Origin of the sequence: Amycolatopsis bullii (assembly GCF_014654205.1) — a bacterium.
GTDB lineage: Bacteria > Actinomycetota > Actinomycetes > Mycobacteriales > Pseudonocardiaceae > Amycolatopsis > Amycolatopsis plumensis.
On record NZ_BNAW01000085.1, the window covers coordinates 1 to 16188 of the forward strand.

Consider the following 16188-nt stretch of genomic DNA (forward strand, 5'->3'; position numbering starts at 1 on the left):
GTCCTCGACGCCCGCTTCGACGGCGCCGGCGTGGCGCTGCCCGGCAGCAGCTGCTCGCCGCGGCGGCGGCGGGGCAGCCCGGCCTCGGTGAACGCCGTCGGCTCGGCCTTCGTCCGCTCCTGGACCGTGCGGAAGTTCTCGTCGCTCGCGAAGTCCCAGCTGCGCCGCTCCTCCGGCGGCGCCTCCTCCGACGCGACCGCCTCCGGCTCCTCGTCGGAAACGGCCGGCTTGTCCTCGCGGAACCACGCCGACAGCATCTCGTCGAAGATCGGCGTCGTCTCCGAACGGTCCGGTGCCGGGGGCGGCGGGGGCGGCTCCGACCCGGCCGTCGCCTCCTGCCACCAGTCGCTGAGCGTCGTCTCGTTCGCCGTGAAGAGGTCCTTGCCCGCCGGCAGGTCGTCCGCCCGCGGCGGCTGCGGCACCGACAGCACCGCGGGCACCGGCGGCAGGGCCGGGGGCGGCGGCGGGGCGTCGTCGTCCTTCTCGATCGGGGCGAACAGCGCCGTCCCGGAGATCTCCAGGTCCGACGGCGGGCGCACGCCGGACAGCCCGGCGAGGTCGCTCGCCGACGGCCACCGCTCCTCGCCCATCGCCGGCTGCTGCGGCACCACCGGCTGCGGGCGGGCGGCGCCGTTGACCGGGCGGCGCGGCAGCCGGTTGCCGGCCGCCGGGCTCGCCGGGTGCTGCTGCAGGGCGCCGATCGGTCCGGTCGCCGGGCCGTCGGTCACCGGCATCACCAGCTCCGCCGGGACGATCACCGTGGCGCGGACGCCGACGATGTCCTTGCCGCCGTGCAGCGACACCCCGATCCGGTGCCTGCTGGCCAGCCGGCCGACGACGAACAGGCCCATCCGCCTCGACGTCACCAGGTCGACGGACCCGGCCTCGGTCAGCCGGGTGTTGGCCTCGATGACCTCGCACTCGTTCATCCCGATGCCCTTGTCCAGGATGTCGATGTGGAGCGAGCCGTCCTCGCCCAGCCGCGACGCCACGGTCACCGTGGTCTCCGGCGCGGAGAACGCCGCGGCGTTGTCCAGCAGCTCGGCGACCAGGCGCATCAGGTCGCTCGCGGCGTAGCCGACGATCCGGGCCGGGGGCGGCGGCTGCACCTGGACGCGCTGGTACTGCTCGATCTCCGACACCGCCGCGCGGAGCATGTCGGTGGTGCCGACCGGCTTCCCGGACCGGCGGCCCGGCTCGGCGCCCGAAAGCACCATCAGGTTCTCGTTGTTGCGCCGCATCCGGGTGGCGAGGTGGTCGAGCTGGAACAGCGTCGCCAGCTGGTCGGCGTCCTCTTCGTCCCGCTCGAGCTGCTCGATCAGCTGCAGCTGCCGCTGCACCAGGCTCTGGCTGCGCCGCGAGAGGTTGACGAACACGCTGCCGTAGCCGGTGCGCATCGCGGCCTGCTCGGTCGCCAGCCGCAGCGCCTGGTGGTGCACCTTGTCGAAGGCCCGCGCCACCTCGCCGACCTCGTCGTCGGTGTGCACCGGGACCGGCCGGACGTCGGTGCCCTGCGCGCGGCCCTCCTGGATGTTGCGGACCGCCTCCGGCAGCGCGGTCTCGGCGACGTCGAGGGCGCTGCGGCGCAGTACCTTCAGCGAGCGCAGCAGCTGGCGGGTGATGAGGAAGACGACCGCGACGGCCAGCACCATCGCGGCGAACAGCACCACCGCGAGCAGGCCGGCGCCGCTGCTGGAGGAGTCGACCAGGTCCGCCGCGGTCTGCGACGCCGAGGCGCCGAGCCGGTCGGCGATCGAGCCGATCTGCGTGCGCATCGCCGCGGAGGCGGCGGTCCAGTCCGCGGCCGACAGCGCGCGGAAGGCGTCGTCCACCGTGCTGCTCTGCGCGTTCAGCACCGTCTCGACCATCCGGGAGCGGCTCTGCGCCTGGGTGCCCTCGGCGATCGCCGCGAAGTCGCGCTGCAGCGTGTCGCCCGCCGCGGAGCGGAAGTCGACGAGCCGGTCGGCGAGCCGCAGCTCGGCGGCACGCAGGGTGGCCAGCTCGCTCGGCGTCAGCCCGGTGCGGCCGATGCCGTAAGAGACGAGGGCCTGGCTGATCGACACCTGCTCGCCGGCGACAAGCAGTTCGTGCAGCCCGGCGGGCAGGCCGCCGAGGGTGCCGTCGCCGGCGCCCGCGGTGGCCGCCGTGTCGAGGCTGACGAGCGAGCCGGTGAGCGCGGAGTACGCCGTGATGGCCTGGCTCGGGTCGAGCTGGCCGCCGTCGACCTGGCGGCGCAGGAAAGAGAGGTTGCCGATCTGGGCGGAGGCCGCGCCCGCGGCTCCGGAGACGCCCGGCTCGGCTTCGGAGGCGCGGGCCTGCTCCGCGGTGAACGGGTCGACCGCGGCGTCGGTCGCCTTGCGCGCCGCGGCCAGCTCGGGGGTGCCGCCGACGGTGCCCTCGGTCAGCATCGCGGCGGTGACCGTGCGCTCCTGCTGGAGGGCTGCGGTCAGGGTGCGCACCCCGCCGCCGAGCGCGACGAGCCGGTCGAGCCGCTGGTACTCGCCGGAACGGCCGACCTGCGCGGCGATCGTCGCGACGCCCAGCACGAGCGCGAGGACGATGGGCACGACCGTGACGGCCGAAAGCTTGACGGGCAGGCTCCAGTCGCGCCACTGCACCAGTGCGCGCCACACGGCCCTTCCCCTGGACCGCCGGGGCGCTCGGCCGAGCAGTTCCCCGACGGGCACCTGACCTTCTCCTGCAACGGTCACGTGAGTGACTCCCTGTCCGGCGTCATGGATCCGCGTCGGCGGCGCGGCGTCCCGGCTCGCAGCGGGCTGCCGGACGGCCGTGCCGTCCCCGCCCTGCCGCTTCCCCGGCGCCCTCGCTCGTCCCCGGCCGCCCCGCCGTCCGCGCGCCCGTCGCCGGGCAGGCACCGCCTCGCCGTCCCGTGCCCGGGATGCTGCCCGGGACTATGCACGTGCATGTCGCAAGTTGCGTTGTGCACGGTGATCGAGATCAACTTTATCGGTGCCAATCGATCGCTGCGGTCAGCTGGGCCAAAGAATCGTACCCCCGATGCCCGGCCGGTCAATTGTGTTCCCCGTTCGGGCGCTGACCTGCGAAAAGTGCTTTTGCAACCGGACAAGGGCCAAGACATTCCACCTCACCGCCGCCGAAGAGGGAATTCCGGTTACCGGACTGAAGACCGGACGCATCCGGCGGTCACCCGATTAGCCCATGCAGGCTAGCAGTATCCCTCGGTCGATCTACACTCCGTACCACCAACGGGTGGGTCAAGTCTCAAGATGTGCCCGATGTTGTGGCGTTGCGCAGTCCCCTGCCTCGACCTGGTGATTTCTTTCGAAACCCGGCGCTGACCAGTGGATCTTCGCCCGCCGGACAGCCTCCGGAGCCACCCGCGAGCAGGATCAAGCCCGCGAATCGGCTACTTTCCGTGACCACGTTGGCAAGTCGCCCAGCGTCGTTACCCCGTTCGCCGCAGCGCGCTGCGCTCCCGACAACGTGCCGTCACAATTCTTTTCGGCATTGGGGACGTTCTCCGCGCCGCGTTGTCGCCGGTCACCCATTCGACGCGCCGCCCGCGGAAAACGAATACCACCGCGCGGACCGACCGTACGGTCGGCCGCCTTCCGCAGCCGCCGGATGGCGTAGTTACGATGTGCCCTCGCAGTCCGCAAGGGCGGCCCGGCGCCCTGTTTGCGCCCGGGGCCCGCCGCCACGGAGGCACTCTGCCGGAGGCACCATGTACGACGTAGCGCGGCCCTCGCCGGGCAACGCCCTCGAGGAGACCGGCCGGATCCCGGTCCTGCCCGCCGGGCCCGCCCCGGCCGGCGTTCCACCCCGCCGGCCCGCCACCCCCGCGGAGCCCGACTACACCGCGATCCAGGCCAGCCCGGAGTTCGTCGCGCTGCGCCGCCGGTTCCGCGGCTTCGTCTTCCCGCTCAGCTTCGCCTTCTTCGCCTGGTACATGACGTATGTGCTGCTGGCCGCGTACGCGCACGACTTCATGAGCCGCAAGGTGTTCGGCCAGGTCAACGTGGCCATCCTGCTCGGCCTCGGCCAGTTCGCCAGCACCGCGCTGATCACCTGGCTCTACCTGCGCTACGCCCGCCGCCAGCTCGACCCGCGGGTCGCCGAGCTGCGCGCACGCGCGGGCCTGGTGGAAGAGAAGCGCCGATGACCGCGCTCGCCGAGGGCGGCCTGACCGCCAGCGACCCCGTCGTCAACACCGTCGTGTTCGCGCTGTTCGTGGCGATCACCCTGTACGTCGTCTACCGGGCCGGCAGCCGGAACTCCTCGACGTCGGACTACTACGCCGCGGGCAGCGCCTTCACCGGCCGCCAGAACGGCATCGCGCTCTCCGGGGACTTCCTCTCGGCGGCGTCGTTCCTCGGCATCGCGGGCGCGATCGCCGTCCACGGGTACGACGGGTTCCTCTACTCGATCGGCTTCCTCGTCGCCTGGCTGGTCGACCTGCTGCTGATCGCCGAGCTGCTGCGCAACACCGGCCGGTTCACGATGGGCGACGTCGTCAGCTTCCGGATGAACCAGCGCCCGGTCCGGGCCGCGGCGGCGACGTCGACCCTGGTGATCTCGCTGTTCTACATGCTGGCGCAGATGGCGGGCGCCGGCGGCCTGGTCGCCCTGCTGCTCGACATCCACACCCGCCTCGGGCAGGCGCTGGTGATCGGCGTGGTCGGCCTGGTCATGGTCCTGTACGTGCTGGTCGGCGGGATGAAGGGCACCACGTGGGTGCAGATCATCAAGGCCGGCGTGCTGATGCTCGCCGTGGTGCTGATGGCGGTCTTCCTGTTCGGCAAGTACGGCTTCAGCTTCTCGAACCTGCTCTCGGCCGCGACCGAGAAGAGCCCGCTGGGTGAGCACCTGCTGGAACCAGGCGGCTCCTACGGCAAGGACGACACCACCAAGCTCGACTTCGTGTCGCTCGCGCTGGCCCTGGTGCTCGGCCTGTCCTCGCTGCCCCACCTGCTGATGCGCTTCTACACGGTGCCGAACTCCCTGGAGGCGCGCCGCTCGGTCGTCTGGGCCACGGTGTGCATGCTCATCTTCTACGTGTGCACGCTGGTGATCGGCTTCGGCGCGGCGGCGCTGGTCGGCGCGGACGAGATCAAGGCCGCCCCGGGCGGGGAGAACTCGGCGGCGCCGCTGCTGGCGCTGCACATCGGCGGGACGCTGCTGCTGGGCGTGATCGCCGCGGTGGCGTTCGCGACGATCCTGGCGGTGGTGGCCGGGCTGACGATCACCGCGTCGGCCTCCTTCGCCCACGACGTCTACGCGAACATCTTCAAGCGCGGCGAGGCCGAGCCGGCGGACGAGGTCCGGGTGGCGCGGCTGACCGCGATCGTGGTGGGCGTGCTGGCGATCGTCGGCGGGGTGCTGGCGAACGGGCAGAACGTCGCGTTCCTCGTGGCGCTGGCGTTCGCGGTGGCGGCGTCGGCGAACCTGTCGACGCTGCTGTACTCGTTGTTCTGGAAGCGGTTCAACACGACCGGCACGCTGTGGGGCATGTACGGCGGCCTGATCGCGTGCCTGCTGCTCGTGCTGTTCTCGCCGGTCGTCTCGGGCGCCCCGGACGCGATCTTCAAGAGCATCGACTTCGCCTGGTTCCCGCTGAAGAACCCCGGCCTGGTGTCGATCCCGTTCTCGTTCCTCTGCGGGTTCGTCGGGACGCTGGTGGGCAGGCCGAAGGCGGACGCGGAGAAGCAGGCCGAGATGGAGGTCCGCTCGATGACCGGCATCGGCAGCTGACCTCCTCGGACGGCCTGCGTCAAGCGCGCAGGCCGTCCAGGATCACGTCGAGCACGCGTTCGCCGTCCTCCGGGCTGCAGTTGCGCACGGCCATCCCGGCCCCGTGGCCGAGGCGGAGCACGTCGGCTCCGACGACGTCCGGCCGGACCAGCCCGGCCTCCTGCGCCGCTTCGACGAGCACGCCGGTCGCTTCGCGCAGCCGCTTCTGGCAGTACTGGAAGGTCTCCGAGCCGGAGTCGATCGACTCCTTGAGGATGGTCGCCAGCTTGTGCCGCTCGACGACCCAGGTGACCTGCGCCCGCAGCCACGCTTCCAGGGCCTCCCACGGCGGCAGCTCGTCGTGCAGGACGAACGCGCGGTCGGCGAGCACCGTGATCTCGTCGCGGTAGACCGCTTCGAACAGCTTCTCGCGCGTCGGGAAGTGCCGGTACAGGGTCCCGGCGCCGACCCCGGCCTTCTTGGCGACGTCGTCCAGCGGCACGTCGGCGCCGTGGGTGGTGAAGAGGTCCTTCGCCGTCGCGACGATGCGCTCGTAGTTGCGCCGCGCGTCCGCCCGCATCGGACGCTCGCTGTCCGGCATCCCGGCCTCCTCACCACGTAACCGGAGAGATTCTCCGAATTCACTTGCGCATCCGGAGACGCTCTCCATATTATCGGATCACAGCCAAGTGGAGAACATCTCCGCTTCTTCTCTTACTCCTTGGGGGAGTATCCCTTGTCGCAACAGACGCTCGACCGCGCGCCCGCACCGGCGGCGCGCAAGCGCAGTGGGCTGGTCCTCGCGATCATCCTGACCTGCCAGCTCATGCTCATCCTCGACGCGACCGTGGTCAACGTCGCACTGCCCCGCATCCAGGCCGACCTCGGCTTCACGCCCACCGGCCTGTCCTGGGTGATGACCGCCTACAGCCTCGTCTTCGGCGGTCTCCTCCTGCTCGGCGGCCGGGCGGGCGACCTGTTCGGGCGGCGCCGGATGTTCGTCGTGGGTACCGCCGTGTTCACCCTCGCGTCGCTGGCCGGCGGCCTCGCCGACTCGGCCGCGCTGCTCATCGCCGCCCGTGCCCTGCAGGGCGTCGGCGCCGCCATGGCGGGCCCGAGCACCCTGGCCCTGATCACCACGACGTTCACCGAGACCAAGTCCCGCGTCCGCGCGCTGGCGCTGTTCTCCGCGATGTCCAGCGGCGGCTTCGCGATCGGCCTCATCGTCGGCGGCCTGCTCACCGAATGGATCTCGTGGCGCGCCGGGCTGTTCATCAACGTCCCGTTCGGCCTGGCGATCGTCCTGCTCGCCCCGCGTTTCGTGCCGGACCCCGAGCGACGGCGCGCGCACCTGGACCTGCCCGGCGCGGTCACCGGCACCCTCGGCGTCGGCGCGCTCGTGTTCGCCTTCACCCACGCCGCGTCCGACGGCTGGGGCAACCCGGTGACGCTCGGCTCGCTCGGCGCCGGCCTGGCGGTGCTGGCCGGGTTCGTCGCCATCGAAGCCCGCACCGAGATGCCGCTGGTCCCGCTGCGGCTGTTCGCCGACCGCAACCGCAGCGCGGCCTACGTCAACTTCTTCCTCGGCCCGATGGCGATGATGTCGATGTTCTTCTTCCTGACCCAGTTCATGCAGGACATCCGGCACTACGCCGCGCTGGCCACCGGGTTCGCGTTCCTCCCGATGGCGGTGCTGATCTTCACGATGAGCCGGCTCGTGCCGCGGCTGCTCCCCCGCTACGGGCCGAAAACGCTGGCGGTGACCGGGTCCCTGGTGATGGTCGCCGGCCTCACCTGGCTCGCGCTGCTCACTACGGACAGCGAGTACTTCCCGGCGCTGTTCGGGCCGCTGCTGCTGATGGGACTTGGCGTCGGGCTGGCGTTCGCGCCGCTCAACGTGATCGTGATGGCCACCGTGCCCACCGAGGACGCGGGCGCCGCGGGCGGCGTGCTGCAGACGATGCAACAGGTCGGCAGCACGCTCGGGCTGGGCGTCCTGATCACGGTGTTCGGCTCGGTGACCCGCTCATCGGCCGCGACCGGCGCTCAGCTCACGGTCGACGGGATGACGGCCGCGTTCGCGACGTCCGCGGCGTTCGCGGTCTGCACGGTGCTGGTGGCGCTGACGTTCCGGCGCGTTACAGCTTCTGCCCGGCCTTGACCTTGTGCGTCACCCGGCGCTCGACGAGGAACGAGACGAACGGGACGCAGCCGGCCAGCAGCACGAGCACGGTGCCCTTGATCGACCAGCGGGCCTTGATCGCCAGGTCGATGGTCAGCACCAGGTAGATCATGTAGAGGACGCCGTGGATCGGCGAGTAGACCGCGGACGGCGTCGGGTTGTCGAAGCCGTACCGCAGCACCATCACGAAGCACAGGCCGAGCAGGCCGACGCCGGTGACGTAGGCGGCGGTGCGGAACCGGACCAGGGGGCCGGCGAGGGGAACGGCGGTCCGGGCGCCTTCGGTGCTGGTGGTCATCGGGTGGTCCTCACTCTGCTGCCTGCTCGTCGCGGGCGTTCAGTTCACGCAGGTAACGGTTGTAGGCGGCCAGCTCCTCGTCCTCGTCCGCGACCTCGGTGTCCGGGCGGGGACGGGGGGCGGGCACCTCGGGTCGCTCTTCCACCGGGGCCGGGGCTGCGGCTGCGGCGTTCCGGTTGAGCTTGCGGATCCGCCAGAACATGAAGGCCGGGAAGAGCCCGAACAGCGGCCACTGCAGGACGTAGCCGAGGTTCTGGAAGGTGCCGTTCGCGGAGGTGAAGCGGTCCCACTGCCACCAGGCGAGCCCGCAGCAGACGAGCAGGCTCACCAGGCAGGTCGCGACGATCGCGATCCGGCGCCCCCAGGGGGATCCCGCCGGCGGGTGAGGGTCTGGCACGAAGTCGACGCTAGCACTGGTTCGCTGAGAGCCGACGCGCGGTCGCAGCCCGGGTGGCCGGGCTCTCAACGCAGGTCGCGGCTCCGGGCGAACGGCAGCAATCCCCAATCCGGGACGGTTGTGGACAGCTCGGTCACCCGGCACCGGATTCCGGCTCTTCGTCGGGGGGCGCCGATAGAATGGATCCGGGGTCAGCCCCCAGGGATCGGGTGGGGCTTGTCTGGTTACGAGCGGGGCCCCTCGCAGCTGCCTCACCGGCGTGACGGGACGCTGACCGCCGGACCGGCACCCCACCCAGACCTCCCCCGCCACCCCGATCCGAAGCCAGAACACGGCCGGCAGTGCCGGGTCAAGGCACGCTTTCCCGCCTTGACGCGGTACTGCCGGCCGTAGTCACAATCGCGGCTTCGGGGTGGTGGGCACCAAGCCTGCCGACCACGGCGCCCTGGACCCACCCAAGCCAGCCGCACCTTCGGACCGAGCCCCACCGGCGACGGCCCCGGCTACCCACAGCGACGCCGAGACCCCGTGGCCTGTCTGATTACGAGCGGGGCCGCCAAATGCCCGGAAGACAGCCCACAAGCCCGGCCTCACCCCTGCTTACGCGCCGCCTGGGCCGCCTTCGCATACCCGTCCGCCAAGCCGAACACCTTCTGCGCGTACTCCGTCGAGTTGTTGTACGACAGGATCCCGGCCCACCACCCGCTCGGGCTGGCCATGTCCCGCCCACCCGCGCACAGGTACCGCGCCGCCGCCAGGGCCGCGTCGTCGATCTGCTGGGGATCTCCCAGCCCGTCGCCGTTGCCGTCGGAGGCCCACTTGCGCCAGGTGCCCGGGATGAACTGCATCGGACCCACCGCCCGGTCGACACTCGCGTCGCCGTCGTAGCGGCCGCCGTCCGTGTCGCCGATGGCCTGCACTCCCGCCGACCCGTCGAGCGGGACGCCGATGATCGGCTTGGACGGGCGGCCGTCCGCTCCGAGGACCGCGCCCGCGTACTGACCGTGGTTCGACTCGATGCGGCCGATACCGGCCAGTGTCGCCCAGGAGATCTTGCAGCCCGGCTGGTCCGCGCGCATCGCCAGCTCCGCGTTGCCGTACGCCTGCAGCGCCCGCGCCGGGACGCCGGTGGCCCCGGCGACCTGGGCCGCCCACTGGGCCAGCGTCGCCGGGCCCGTCTCGCGGGGACGGGCCTGCTGGGGCGACGTCTGCTGTTCGGCCCCGCCCGCCACCGCACCACCGGCCGGGGCGACCGAGCCCGGGCGGACGTCGGCCGCCTTGACCTGCAAGGCGGGGATTTCGGTGGTGGTCGGGCTCGCCTCGGGCGTCGAGGCGCGGGTGACGAGCCAGATCCCGCCGCCGGCCACGGCCAGCACGGCGAGGACCACGAGCAGCCGGGTGAGCACGGCCACGCCCGGAGAGCGCGGTGCCGGTGGGGCGGGGACGGCTTGCTCGGCTTCAGCGCCGGTCGGGTCGTCCTCGGGCTTTCCGGTCCTGGTGCGCACGAAACTCCGGTCCTCCAGCGTGATGTCGACGAACTGTCAACGAGCCCGCGCAGGCTAGCGTTACGCGGGCCGTCACGATCGTCTCATCACACCGGGTCACCCGGCCGAGTGGAAAATCAGGCGGACTTCTGCTGCCGCGCGAGCCGCGCGACGCACCAGGCCGGGGCGCTGCCGCGGCGCAGGTGCTGCAGAACGGTCATCGGCCCGAGCCGCCGGCTCAGGTCGGACGGCGCGAGCCCGGCCGCCCGGTAGTCGAGGGCCCGCTGGTCGAGCGGGCTGATGCCGGCGTCCCACCACTCCTCGGCCTCGGCGACGCCGCCGACCATCTGCCACCAGCCCGCGGCGGCGGTGAGGAGCTCTTCGGGCACTTCCGGCAGCCGGCTGCGCATCGCGGCGAGGTAGCCGGGATCGGCCGACTCGACCGGGACGAACCGCGACTGCCCGGTCCGGGCGCGCTGGCCGGGGATGCCCGGTGCCTGCGCGGGAGCGTCGGCCAGCCACGCGGAAGCGATGCGGTCGACCTCCTGCTCCTCGGGAGTCCTCTCGCGCTCGGCGGCCCACTGCCGGATCAACGCGTCCACTCCGGGATCTCCGGTCATCCCTGCCTCCTTGTAGGTCCCCGACGGACAGGCCCTGACGCCTGTCCCACGCGGTGGTGCCGCACGCACCAACCTGCACCTTGCTGAGTGGAAACTGCCTGCGTACCGGGGTTCTCCGGGGGGATGGCGAACCACCCGATCACGCAATGTGAGCACCGTAGGGCCGGGGTGGTCGTCTTCGCCAGACCTCGGGTGCCACGAATTCGACGACCTGCGTGTTTTCGGCCGCAATCCACCCGGATGGTCGAGTGGCGGAGTCCGAAATCCGGGATTGGTGACACTGGGTGATTTACCGTCCGTTAACACGCAGGGTAGTCACCGGCACCGCCCGTGGGGGCGTCGGCACGGAGAAGCACCAGGTCAGGAGAACAGGGCGCGGAAGAACGTGACGATCGCTTCGGCGCCGTCCTTGAGCCAGCCGAGCACGCGGTGCACGAAGTCGGCGGACTGGGTGGGCTGGGTGATCAGGAAGAAGAGCACGAGCGCGACCACGCCGACGATCAGGATCTTCTTCACGCCGCCCGACATGAGCTTCCTCCCCGGCTCGCCGTCCCCGTCCTGGGAGTGGCCACCCCAATACTGTAGGGAAGGCGTCCACGGAAGACACCTCGATCAACCCCGGGAGCGGCGATGTCCCGCAACGTGCTGGTGCAGCGCGACGGCGTGGTGACGACGATCACCATCGACCGGCCGGCGGCGCGCAACGCCGTCGACGGGCCGACGGCGGCGGAGCTGGCCGACGCCTTCCGCGCCTTCGACGCCGACCCGGACGCGGCCGTCGCGGTGCTCACCGGAGCGGGTGACGCGTTCTGCGCCGGCGCCGATCTGAAGGCCGTCGGCACCGACCGGATGAACCGCACTCACCCGGACGGGGACGGCCCGATGGGGCCCACCCGGATGGCCCTCGGCAAGCCGGTGGTCGCGGCGGTGCACGGACCGGCCGTCGCGGGCGGGCTCGAGCTGGCGCTGTGGTGCGACCTGCGCGTCGCGGACACGACGGCGGTGTTCGGCGTGTTCTGCCGCCGCTGGGGCGTCCCGCTGATCGACGGCGGCACGGTGCGGCTGCCGCGGCTGATCGGCCAGTCCCGCGCGATGGACCTGATCCTCACCGGCCGCCCGGTCGAGGCGGCCGAGGCCTTCGAGATCGGCTTGGCCAACCGCCTGGTCCCGGCGGGCGAAGCGGTGACGGCCGCGCAGGAGCTGGCCCGGCAGCTCTCGGCGTTCCCCCAGGCGTGCCTGCGCGGCGACCGGCTCTCGGCACTGGCCCAGTGGGGCAAGTCCGAAGAGGACGCACTGGCCGCGGAGTTCGCGGCGGCCATGGGCACGGGGGTACTGGCGGCGGAGGCGGTGGACGGCGCGGCTCGGTTCGCGGGCGGCGCGGGCCGCCACGGCAGCTTCGACTGACGCGGGTGGCCCCGGTCCGCAGCCGTCGTTCACCGGACCGGCTGGATCGCGCGTGGGTCCCCCGGTTTCCGGTCAAGCGGCCGATAAGGTCTCCGGATGGACGACGACGGCGTCAGAGTCGAGCTCCGGCCGGTGGCCGAAAGCGATCTCGGCCTGCTGGAACGGCTGACCAACGATCCCGTCGCCGCCGGCGAGCACCAGTGGTTCGGCTGGCACGATCCCGGTTACTTGCGCCGCCGGTGGCTCGAGACCGGGATGCTGACCACCGACACCGGCATGCTCGTGCCGACGCTGGGCGGCCGCGTGCTCGGCCTGGTCTCGTGGCACCGGACCCGCACCGGGCCGGCGTCCTACTGCTGGAACATCGGGCTGGTGCTGGCCCCGGAGGCCCGCGGCCACGGCTACGGCACCGAGGCCCAGCGCCTGCTCGTCGAGTACCTCTTCGCCCACACCCAGCTCAACCGGGTCGAAGCGACGACCGAGGCCGGCAACCGCGCCGAACAGCGCTCGCTCGAGAAAGCCGGCTTCACGCGCGAAGGCGTCCTTCGCGGCTACGACTTCCGAGACGGCGAGTGGCGCGACCACGTCATGTACTCGGTCGTGCGCTCCGACCTGGCGAAGCCTTAGGCGATCACCCCCGCCGCCCGCAGGCCGCCGAGGTCCGTGACGCCCAGTTCGGCGAGCACGGCTTCGGTGTCGGACCCCTTGGCCCGCGGCGCTTCCGGCGTCGACGGCGGCGTGCGGTCGAACCGCGGCGCCGGGGCCGGCTGGACCATGCCGCCGATCTCGACGAACGTGCCGCGCGCCGCGTTGTGCGGGTGCGAGGCCGCTTCTTCGGGCGACAACACCGGCGTCAGGCAGGCGTCGGTGCCTTCGGCGCGCGCGACGAGCTCGTCGCGCGTGTGCTTGGCGATCGCCCCCGCCACGATTTCCCGCAGGCGGGGCCACTGCGTCCGGTCGACGTGCAGCGGCAGCTCCGCCGGGTCCAGCTCGAGCACCTGCACCAGCGCACTCCAGAACCGCATCTCGATCGCGCCGACGGCGACGTACTTGCCGTCCGCGGTCTCGTAGGTGTCGTAGAACGGCGCACCGCCGTCGAGCATGTTCTCGCCGCGGCCCTCCGACCAGAGGCCGGCCGCCTTGATGCCGTGCAGGCTCGTGGTGAGCAGGGCGGCGCCGTCGACCATCGACGCGTCGACGACCTGGCCGCGCCCGGACGTGTTCCGTTCGTAGAGCGCGGCCAGGATGCCCATCGCCAGCAGCAGCCCGCCGCCGCCGAAGTCGCCGACGAGGTTGAGCGGCGGGACCGGCCGCTCGCCGGCGCGCCCGATCGGTTCGAGGGCGCCGGCGATGCCGATGTAGTTGATGTCGTGCCCGGCCGCCGTGGCCAGGGGCCCGTCCTGGCCCCAGCCGGTCATCCGGCCGTAGACCAGCCGCGGGTTCCGGGCGTGCACGACGTCCGGGCCGAGCCCGATCCGCTCGGCGACCCCGGGCCGGAAGCCCTCGATGAGGACGTCGGCCGTGTCGCACAGCTTCAGCACGAGCTCGACGCCTTCGGGTGTCTTGGTGTTGATGCCGACGGACCGGCGGCCGCGGGCCAGCGGGTCGGTCCCGATCCCGAGCACGTCCTCCCCCGGCTGCGCGCGGTCGACGCGGACGACGTCGGCGCCGAGGTCGGCGAGGATCATCGTGGCGAACGGCCCGGGCGCGAGACCGGCGAGCTCCACCACCTTCAGGCCGCTGAGCGGACCTGCTTTCATGACCGAGGTCCTTTCAGAGCGAGCGGGAGATGATTTCCTTCATGATCTCGCTGGTGCCGCCGAAGATCCGCGAGATCCGGACGTCGGCCCACGCGCGCGCGATCGGGTACTCGGTCATGTAGCCGTAGCCGCCGAAGAGCTGCACGCAGTCGTCGATCACCTTGTTGACGCGCTCGGTGGTCCACAGCTTGGCCATCGCCGCGCCCTGGACGTCGAGTTCACCGCGCAGGTGGCGTTCGATGCACTGGTCGAGGAACGCCCGCGCCACCGCGGCTTCGGTGGCGGCCTCGGCGAGGGTGAACTTGGTGTTCTGGAAGGAGAAGATCGGCCGGCCGAACGCCGTGCGCTCCTTGGTGTACTCGAGCGTGAGGTCGACCGCCGCCTCCAGCCCGGCCACCGCGGTGACGGCGATGATCAGCCGTTCCTGCGGCAGCTGCAGCATCAGCTGGAAGAAGCCCTGGCCCTCGGCGTCACCGAGGAGGTTGGCGGCGGGCACGCGGACGTCGTCGAAGAAGAGCTCGGCGGTGTCCTGGCCCTTGAGGCCGACCTTGTCGAGGACGCGGCCGCGGCGGAAGCCCGGCGTGTCCGTCTCGACCACGATCAGCGAGACGCCCTGCGCGCCCGCGTCCGGGTCGGTCTTCACCGCGACGACCACGAGGTCGGCGTGCAGGCCGTTGGTGATGAAGGTCTTCGCGCCGTTGATGACGTAGTGGTCGCCGTCGCGGACCGCGCGCGTCTTGATGCCCTGCAGGTCGGAGCCGGTGCCGGGCTCGGTCATCGCGATCGCGCCGACCATCTCGCCGCTCGCCAGCTTCGGCAGCCACTCGCGCTTCTTCTCTTCCGAGGCGTAGGCGAGCAGGTAGTGCGCGACGATTCCATTGTGGACGGTGACACCCCACGCGCTGTCGCCGGCCCGCGCCTGCTCCTCGTAGAGGACGGCTTCGTGGGCGAAGGTGCCGCCGCCCCCGCCGTACTCCTCGGGGATGGACAGGCAGAGCAGGCCGACGTCGCCCGCCTTCGTCCACAGCTCGCGGTCGACCTTCTTCTCCGCCGCCCAGCGCTCCTGGTGCGGGACGGCTTCCTTCTGCAGGAACGACCGCGCGAGCTCGCGGAGGTCATCGAGCTCGGTCGTGCTCCACGAGCTCTTCGGCAGTTGCAGTGGCACGGGACCCTCCTGCTGGAAAACATGACGATCAGCATGTAAGTTCTGATCGGAATGTACATCCATTCCGTCCGGTAGGTAAAGCAGGGAGGCCGCGGTGACCGAGACGGCGCACCGGACCCAGGCGCAGCGGCGCGAGCAGACCCGCACGGCACTGCTCGACGCCACCATCGACTGCCTGGTCGAGGTCGGCTACGCGCGCACGTCGGTGCAGGAGATCTGCGCCCGCGCGGGCGTGTCGAAGGGCGCGGTGCAGCACCACTTCACCGCGAAGGCCGAGCTGATGGCGGCCGCCGTCGAGCACCTGACGACGAAGCTGCGCCGTCAGCTCGCGGCCTCGCTCGACGACCTGCCGAGCGGCGGCACCGGCGTCGCCGCGGCGATCGACCTGCTGTGGGCCGGCTACTCCGGCACGCTCTCGACCGCCGTCACCGAACTGTGGGTCGCCGCCCGCACCGATGCCGAGCTGCGCGCGGCCATCCGCCCGGTCGACCGCGCGCTCGGCCGCGCCACGCTCGAGCACGTCACCCAGGTCGCCGGCGAACTCCCGCCGGAACGCGCGGAAATGCTGTTCTGGCTCACCGTGAACCTCACCCGCGGGCTGGCGCTGGACGCCGAACTCGGCGGCGACCCGCACCGGCGACGGCAGCTGCTCGAGGAATGGAAGCGCATCGCCGTCCTGCTCTACCAGGACGCCACCGCTGCGCCGAGCTGACCACCAGGGCGCTTTGCCCCTTATCCGCAGGCGGATTTCGTGGTCCAATCCCCTCCGAACGAGGGGAGTTCCGATGACCGCCGCCCCGTACCCGTACTCCTACGGCCCGCCGCCCGCAGCACAGCAGGCCGACCCGGGCGCCGTCTTCCGGCTGTTCGCCGCGATCCTCGGCGTCCTCGCCGCGGTGCTGGTGATCGCCGGGTCGTTCCTGCCGCAGACGTCGTTCGAGCAGGTGGTGAACGGCAAGACCGAGAGCAGCCAGACGGTCAGCGCCTGGTCGCGTTCGTTCTCCGTCGACCCCGGCGAGGAGACGAAGAAGTTCTACGAACAGACCCACGTCGCCCGGTACGGCATCCCGCTCACGGCCTGCGCGGTCGTCCTGCTCGCCGGGGCCGGCCTGGCGTTCGCCGGCGCGCGCCGCTCGGCCGGGCCCGGCGTGCGCGCGGGCGCCAGA

15 protein-coding genes and 1 pseudogene are annotated in these 16188 nt (G+C 71.8%); 7 read left to right on the top strand and 9 right to left on the bottom strand.

What is annotated here, in order from left to right; all coding sequences use genetic code 11:
* Positions 1-2687, bottom strand: a 2687-nt coding sequence (locus IE317_RS43060) for a nitrate- and nitrite sensing domain-containing protein (RefSeq protein ID WP_191317137.1), incomplete at its 3' end; no start/stop codon positions are given.
* A gap of 1019 nt (positions 2688-3706) precedes the next feature.
* Here IE317_RS43060 and IE317_RS43065 point away from each other — a divergent pair.
* Both IE317_RS43065 and IE317_RS43070 read left to right on the top strand, forming a co-directional pair.
* Positions 3707-4144 carry a DUF485 domain-containing protein gene (locus tag IE317_RS43065; protein WP_191317126.1) on the top strand — a complete coding sequence of 146 codons (438 nt, stop codon included), beginning with the start codon at positions 3707-3709 and terminating at the stop codon, positions 4142-4144.
* The gene (locus IE317_RS43070) at positions 4141-5733 is read left to right on the top strand and encodes a solute symporter family protein (RefSeq protein WP_191317127.1); all 1593 of its coding nucleotides are present in this window, start codon (positions 4141-4143) and stop codon (positions 5731-5733) included. Before IE317_RS43065 ends, IE317_RS43070 begins: the two co-directional genes overlap by 4 nt.
* 19 nt (positions 5734-5752) lie before the next feature.
* Here IE317_RS43070 and IE317_RS43075 read toward each other — a convergent pair whose 3' ends face one another.
* Entirely contained in the window at positions 5753-6313 is a 561-nt protein-coding gene (locus tag IE317_RS43075; RefSeq protein ID WP_191317128.1) for a TetR/AcrR family transcriptional regulator, read from the bottom strand.
* A 135-nt stretch (positions 6314-6448) separates the two neighbouring features.
* Between IE317_RS43075 and IE317_RS43080 the strand changes: the two genes are divergently transcribed.
* Positions 6449-7873: an MFS transporter gene (locus IE317_RS43080; RefSeq protein WP_191317129.1), complete on the top strand. Its 1425-nt coding sequence runs from the start codon at positions 6449-6451 to the stop codon at positions 7871-7873.
* On the opposite strand, the gene IE317_RS43085 is transcribed toward IE317_RS43080, so the two are convergent.
* The 5 genes from IE317_RS43085 to IE317_RS43105 form a co-directional block, all read right to left on the bottom strand.
* Complete coding sequence (locus IE317_RS43085; protein ID WP_086857625.1) at positions 7851-8192, bottom strand: DUF3817 domain-containing protein; 342 nt, start codon at positions 8190-8192, stop codon at positions 7851-7853. The two genes, IE317_RS43080 and IE317_RS43085, sit on opposite strands and share 23 nt — an antisense overlap.
* Before the next feature lie 10 nt (positions 8193-8202).
* The gene (locus IE317_RS43090; protein WP_373309244.1) at positions 8203-8589 is read right to left on the bottom strand and encodes a hypothetical protein; all 387 of its coding nucleotides are present in this window, start codon (positions 8587-8589) and stop codon (positions 8203-8205) included.
* A gap of 590 nt (positions 8590-9179) precedes the next feature.
* Positions 9180-10094, bottom strand: coding sequence for a lytic transglycosylase domain-containing protein (locus tag IE317_RS43095; RefSeq protein ID WP_191317130.1), 915 nt, complete (start codon positions 10092-10094; stop codon positions 9180-9182).
* 116 nt (positions 10095-10210) lie between these two features.
* Positions 10211-10693: a hypothetical protein gene (locus IE317_RS43100; protein ID WP_013224355.1), complete on the bottom strand. Its 483-nt coding sequence runs from the start codon at positions 10691-10693 to the stop codon at positions 10211-10213.
* A gap of 360 nt (positions 10694-11053) precedes the next feature.
* Positions 11054-11221 (bottom strand): hypothetical protein, encoded by a 168-nt coding sequence (locus tag IE317_RS43105; RefSeq protein WP_191317131.1) that lies wholly within the window; start codon positions 11219-11221, stop codon positions 11054-11056.
* 102 nt (positions 11222-11323) lie between these two features.
* Here IE317_RS43105 and IE317_RS43110 point away from each other — a divergent pair, with 102 nt between their 5' ends.
* Both IE317_RS43110 and IE317_RS43115 read left to right on the top strand, forming a co-directional pair.
* Complete coding sequence (locus IE317_RS43110) at positions 11324-12097, top strand: crotonase/enoyl-CoA hydratase family protein (protein WP_191317132.1); 774 nt, start codon at positions 11324-11326, stop codon at positions 12095-12097.
* A gap of 96 nt (positions 12098-12193) precedes the next feature.
* Positions 12194-12724: a GNAT family N-acetyltransferase gene (locus IE317_RS43115; protein ID WP_191317133.1), complete on the top strand. Its 531-nt coding sequence runs from the start codon at positions 12194-12196 to the stop codon at positions 12722-12724.
* Here the strand turns inward: IE317_RS43115 and IE317_RS43120 are convergent.
* Complete coding sequence (locus IE317_RS43120) at positions 12721-13857, bottom strand: CaiB/BaiF CoA transferase family protein (RefSeq protein ID WP_191317134.1); 1137 nt, start codon at positions 13855-13857, stop codon at positions 12721-12723. The two genes, IE317_RS43115 and IE317_RS43120, sit on opposite strands and share 4 nt — an antisense overlap.
* A 13-nt stretch (positions 13858-13870) precedes the next feature.
* Positions 13871-15022: an acyl-CoA dehydrogenase family protein gene (locus IE317_RS43125; RefSeq protein ID WP_191317135.1), complete on the bottom strand. Its 1152-nt coding sequence runs from the start codon at positions 15020-15022 to the stop codon at positions 13871-13873.
* A gap of 94 nt (positions 15023-15116) precedes the next feature.
* Between IE317_RS43125 and IE317_RS43130 the strand changes: the two genes are divergently transcribed.
* Together IE317_RS43130 and IE317_RS43135 are read left to right on the top strand one after the other, a co-directional pair.
* On the top strand, positions 15117-15734 hold the full coding sequence (locus IE317_RS43130) for a TetR/AcrR family transcriptional regulator (protein WP_191317136.1): 618 nt from the start codon (positions 15117-15119) through the stop codon (positions 15732-15734).
* A 73-nt stretch (positions 15735-15807) separates the two neighbouring features.
* Positions 15808-16188, top strand: a pseudogene (locus IE317_RS43135) (hypothetical protein); the annotation flags it as partial.